Consider the following 5388-nt stretch of genomic DNA (forward strand, 5'->3'; position numbering starts at 1 on the left):
ACGTGACGCTGGGTGTTCACGTCGATCCCGGGCAGGTTGCCTTCACCTTGGTGGACCTGAGAGGCAGCGTGCTGGCCAAGAAGATGTTCCGTCCGGACGAGGACCTGGGCCCAGAAGCCACTGTGGACCTGGTCGCGGACCAGGCCGAGGCACTTCTGGAGGCCAGTGGTTACGAGAAGTCCTCCGTTCTGGGGCTCGGGGTGGCGGTTCCCGGACCCATCGATCTGGACCGCGGCAGCGCGCTGCATCCGCCGCTGATGGACGGTTGGGGCGACGTGGATCTGGTGGATCCGCTGGCGCAGAAGCTCGGCCTCGAGGTGATCCTGTCCAAGGACACGGTGGCCACCGCCTCAGCGGAACAGTGGCTCGGGACCGGGGTAGGTGCTCGGGACTTCATCTGCGTGTACGTGGGTGTCGGGGTGGGCGTTGGCCTGGTGCTCGGCGGCCAGATCATGCAGGGGCAGACCGGGAACACGGGCGAGCTGGGGCACATGAGCACCGGAGAGTGCCGGGACCGCGAGTGTGCGGTGTGTGGTCGCAACGATTGCGTGGCGGTCAATCTGAACTACGAGACCATCGTGGCCCGCGGAAAGGCCGCGGGCCTGGACCTGCCCGACGTGAGTGAAGCCTCCGTCCCCGAGAAGCTTGCCGCCGCTGAGCGGGTCTTCGAACTGGGACGCGCAGGCGACCCGGCAGCGCGCGCCATCGCCCTGGAACTCGCTGGGTTGGTGGCCCGCGCGGTAGGCAATGTAGCGAGCCTCGTGGACGTGGATCAGGTGGTGGTCTGCGGTCCGGTATGGGAGGCCGTGAAGGACTTCGCGGAAGCTCCCGTGGCTGAAATCGTGGCGGGTTCCTTCCACGGCTCGCTGGCGCGTCCCGTGACCGTGCGCACCTCGGAACTGGGCCCCGGAGTCTGCGCGGTCGGCGCGGCGTGCGTGGTGCTTGACGAACTCGTCTCGCCCAAGACCTCCGGGCTCCTGTTGCTCTGAACAAGCTTGGGCGCCGCAGGCGCCTTCCATGCCCGACGGCGGGTGCCCACCAGCCGTCGGGCATGTGTACGTCCCGCGGGGTCCGGTACGTCCGGCGGCGTGATCATGAGGCTCGGCGCCGCAGGATGTGCAAACCCACCACAGCATGAACCGCATGAAAAAGGCCCCAACTCCCGCGTGATCTTGCGGAAGTTGGGGCCAACTCGAGTGGTGCCCCTGACCGGAATCGAACCGATGGCCTTCCCTTTAGGAGAGGGACGCTCTATCCAACTGAGCTACAGAGGCTTGAGGCGCGATGGCGCCGTATCCATCCTAACCGCTTCAGCAGGAGCGCTGTTGCAAGGTCGGGTCCGACCAACGGCGACGGAACTCCTTGACGAACGCGGCGATCAGCAACGCCACCACCGTCACGGTGCAGGCGGCCAGCAGGACCCACGTCAGAACGGTGAAGGTGGAGGTGACGGCCACGAGGTCCGAGCCCTCCGCCTTGAGCATCCGATCCACCAGGAAATTCTGCGTGATGTTCACTGCCGCGAAGGCCAGGGCCAGCACGTAGAGCACCCAACGCCACGCGGATCTGGGGCCCTTCATGCCCACCGTGACGGCAGTGGCCAGCGCCGCGAAGATCGGGAAGAGCATGCCCGCGGTCTTGTGCGTCCAGTTCAGCTGACCCAGCGCATCGGAATCCATGGCGCTGCGAAGCTTCTCAACGGTGGCTGTGCCGTAACCGAAGAACCGGTGATCCGGCATCGCAAGTCCGTCCACGAGATCCTGCATCTGCCGCAGCGCGAGGCCGTGGTAGTAGAACGCAAGGAACGCCGCGGCCACCACCAGCGCGCCGAGCAGCAGGTTGGGGCTGGACCCGGACTGCGCCTCGGCCTGACGCTGCTCCCATTCGGGAGTGGCGGACGCTGCCTGGACCCGTTCCGTCCGCTGTTGGGCGGCGGTGGGTGAACCCTGCGCGGATTGGCTGGCCTTGATCTTGGAGCGCTTGGAGGACCTACACCCTATTATCGCCCGCCGACGAGCACGGCCGTGACGGTGGGCAAACGGGTCAGCGCAGTCGGCCGGTGGTGTAGGTGTCTCGGGTGTCGGAGTTCCGGTAGCTGTAGGAGAGCCCGCGGTCATTGAGGTTCCAGGACACGAGGCCTCGGTCCACCACGACCTTGTTCAAGGTGTTGGTCCTGGTGTCGAGGAGCAGCGAATGGGACAGCCCGTCCGGGCCGCCCGGATCGGTCGTGTTCGTGATCTGCCAGGCGGCCACGGAATCACCGGATTGGTGATTCCAGGAGCTGTTTCCCCCGAAGGAGACCCTCCAGGCCTTGTGACGTTTCAGGTCGATGACCGTCTGCCCCCTGGTGGAATTGTCCTCGAGGATCGGGATGTTCACGATCGATCCCTTGACCGAGGGGATGGGCTGTTCGTTCAAGCTCGAGTCGTTCGGGACGTCGTCGGAGGGCCAGGCGCCGTGCGGGCGGACGAGCCATGCGCCGTCAACGATCTTCAACCCTTGGATGGGGCGCACACCCCAGGCGTCCTTGGCGCCACTGCGGGCGATCTTCACCACGCCCAGCTTCCCATCGACCACGAACGGGCTGAGGACGTGGCTGGCGACGACCTGCCGGTTCCCGGTATTCAGGTTCTGTGCCACGACCTGCCAGTCGTCTATGGAGTTGTTGAATCGATCGAAGTACAGGTGGGTATCGGTGACCGCCGTGTGGCGGGTGGTGGTCGCGAGGCGTGCCGTGGTCACGGCGCGGTCGGGGCCGCGGAAGACCGTCACGTTGCCGGTGGCCTCGTTGACCCGCCACACGGCATCACCGTCGGACTGCAGCAGCGCGCCGGGCTGGGTGGCGGGTTTGCCCGGGAAGTAGGGATGGGTCTTGCCCTGCGCGTCGACCGTGTAGGGGAGGCCGTTCCTGCTCACCACTGGGGTGCCATCCGGGAGGGACGCGGCGAGGGAGTCGGTGGCCACGGTGCCGTGGTGCCTGTTCTTCAGCGCAGAGGCCCGCAGGGTCGTTGCCTCGTCGGTGGCGTTGAGCCATTCGCCGGTGATCTGCGTTCCATCGCCCCATTCGAAGGAGAGTGGGGTACGTGGGTCGTAGTCGCGAGCGTCCGCGGCATGGGCAGGAACGGCGCCGCCGAGGGCAGCCAGTGCCAGGACGGCGGTTGCCGCTGTCGCGGTGTGCGCGGTGCGACGCTGACGGCGACTATGTGCGCCTTCACGCGTGCTGGCGATATTGGTTTCGAGATGGGTGGTGTGCATGACCGGTTCACTCCTGAGCTTCAGTCGATGTGGTCACTGCCGTTGGTGCGCAACCACGTTGGCACCATTACTTTGTAAGTCAAGAGGCTTAACTAAATGTGATCGGAATGCGATGAAGTCGTGATGGAAATTGGTGGCGATGCCCAGGCTGTGTTGTGGTCGCGTTCAGCCCGGTGGAGGCACGTCTGCAAACTGTCCACAGCCGGGACGTGCAAGACGAGGAGTCCGTCAGGGCCCCGGCCTAGAATGAGTGAGTCATGGATTTTGCCCTTTTTGATGATTCCTCGGATGCCACTGCGGCCTTCACCTCCAAGCCGCAGGCCTCCGGGCTGCCCAGCCCCGAAAGCCTCGTCAAAGGCCTCAACCCGCAACAGCGCGCAGCCGTGGAACACGGAGGCTCCCCGCTGCTGATCGTCGCGGGCGCCGGATCCGGCAAGACTCGGGTTCTGACCCATCGGATCGGCTACCTGTTGGCCACCGGCCGCGCCCGCCCAGGAGAGATCCTGGCCATCACCTTCACCAACAAGGCTGCTGCGGAAATGCGTGAACGCGTCCACGACCTGATCGGGGACCGTGCCGACAGGATGTGGATCTCCACCTTCCACTCCTCGGCCGTGCGCATTCTGCGGCGTGAGGCCTCCGCCGTGGGGATGAAGTCCAGCTTCTCCATCTACGACTCGGCCGACTCCTTGCGGCTGGTCACCTTGGTGGCCAAGGGACTGGAACTGGACCCCAAGCGCTTTGCCCCCAAGGCGCTGCTGAACAAGATCTCCTCGCTGAAGAACGAGCTCGTGGACGCGGAGGACTACGCCTCCACCGCCTCGGCAAACGACCCGTTCCAGCAGGCCGTTGCCCAGGTCTTCACCGGGTACACCCAGCGGCTGCGGCAAGCCAACGCCTTCGACTTCGACGACCTGATCGCCCAGGTGGTCTACCTCTTCCGTGCCTTCCCCGCCTTGGCCGATGACTACCGCAGACGCTTTCGGCACATCCTGGTGGACGAGTACCAGGACACCAACCACGCCCAGTACGCACTGATCCGCGAGCTCACCGGGCCGGAAGGGAAGACCCCACCAGGCGAGCTGACCGTGGTAGGCGACTCCGACCAGTCCATCTATGCCTTCCGCGGCGCGGACATCCGCAACATCGTGGAGTTCGAGAAGGACTACCCCGACGCCGAGACCATCAAGCTGGAGCAGAACTACCGCTCCACTCAGACCATCCTCTCCGCCGCCAACGCCGTCATCGCCAACAACTCCGGCCGGCCGGCCAAACGACTATGGACCGCCGAAGGCCAGGGCGAGATCATCGTGGGCTATGTGGGCGAGTCGGAGCAGGACGAGGCCAAGTGGATCGCTGACGAGATCCTGCGCCTGCAGGATGACGAAGGGATTCGTCCGGGCGACGTCGCGATCTTCTACCGCACCAACGCCCAGTCCCGCTCGCTCGAGGAACAACTGCTGCGCGTCGACCTGCGCTACAAGGTGGTGGGCGGCACCAGGTTCTACGACCGCAAGGAGATCAAGGACGCCATCGCCTACTTGCGCGCGCTGGTGAACCCGGACGATGACATCTCGGTGCGTCGCATCCTCAACGAGCCCAAGCGCGGGATCGGGGACCGTGCCGAAGGCGCCGTCGCAGCGCTCGCCGCCCGAGACCGCACCACCTTCATGCAGGCCCTGCGCAATGCGGAACAGGCTCCCGGCATCGCCACCAGGTCGCTGAATTCCGTCAACGCCTTCGTCAAACTCATGGACGACCTCGCCACCGTGGCCGAGGGGCCCGGGCCGGTCGCCGCTCTGGAAGCGGTGCTGGAGCAGAGCGGCTACCTGCAGCAGCTGCGACTCTCATCCGACCCCCAGGACGAATCCCGCGTGGAGAACCTGGCGGAACTCGTGGCCGTGGTGCGGGACTTCGCCAAGGAACACCCGGAGGACGGCCTCGCCGAGTTCCTTGAACAGGTCTCCTTGGTCGCGGACGCCGACCAGATCCCGGATGCACCGGAGGACCAAGAGGGGCTGGACCAGGCCGCACGCGAGGGCCAGCTGACGCACAACACCCAGCACACCGCCAAGCCCCTCGAGATCCCGCAGGTCTTCCAGACCGGCATCGAACACCGGATCTACCCGCACC

4 protein-coding genes and 1 tRNA gene are annotated in these 5388 nt (G+C 65.7%); 2 read left to right on the forward strand and 3 right to left on the reverse strand.

All coding sequences use genetic code 11. The features are described 5' to 3' along the window. Nucleotides 1-989: ROK family protein (locus tag Q0A15_RS08175; RefSeq protein WP_291279035.1), on the forward strand; the 989-nt coding region annotated here is incomplete at its 5' end. 208 nt (nt 990-1197) lie between these two features. Here Q0A15_RS08175 and Q0A15_RS08180 read toward each other — a convergent pair. The 3 genes from Q0A15_RS08180 to Q0A15_RS08190 all read right to left on the reverse strand — a co-directional run bounded on the left by Q0A15_RS08180 (nt 1198) and on the right by Q0A15_RS08190 (nt 3255). Next, nucleotides 1198-1274: transfer RNA gene (locus Q0A15_RS08180), tRNA-Arg, on the reverse strand. 36 nt (nt 1275-1310) lie between these two features. Further along, nucleotides 1311-2117: a hypothetical protein gene (locus tag Q0A15_RS08185; RefSeq protein WP_291279036.1), complete on the reverse strand. Its 807-nt coding sequence runs from the start codon at nt 2115-2117 to the stop codon at nt 1311-1313. Next, nucleotides 2044-3255, reverse strand: coding sequence for a hypothetical protein (locus Q0A15_RS08190; protein WP_291279037.1), 1212 nt, complete (start codon nt 3253-3255; stop codon nt 2044-2046). Before Q0A15_RS08190 ends, Q0A15_RS08185 begins: the two co-directional genes overlap by 74 nt. A 257-nt stretch (nt 3256-3512) precedes the next feature. Here Q0A15_RS08190 and Q0A15_RS08195 point away from each other — a divergent pair. After that, on the forward strand, nt 3513-5388 hold a 1876-nt coding region (locus tag Q0A15_RS08195), incomplete at its 3' end, for a UvrD-helicase domain-containing protein (protein WP_291279038.1).

Origin of the sequence: Galactobacter sp., from assembly GCF_022712295.1 — a bacterium.
In the GTDB taxonomy this organism is placed as follows: Bacteria; Actinomycetota; Actinomycetes; order Actinomycetales; family Micrococcaceae; genus Galactobacter.

Excerpts from the sequence above, each read along its gene's own strand:
- Q0A15_RS08185 (WP_291279036.1), bottom strand. The coding sequence starts at position 2,117 with ATGACCGCGGGCTCTCCTACAGCTACCGGAACTCCGACACCCGAGACA.
- Q0A15_RS08190 (WP_291279037.1), bottom strand. The coding sequence starts at position 3,255 with ATGCACACCACCCATCTCGAAACCAATATCGCCAGCACGCGTGAAGGC.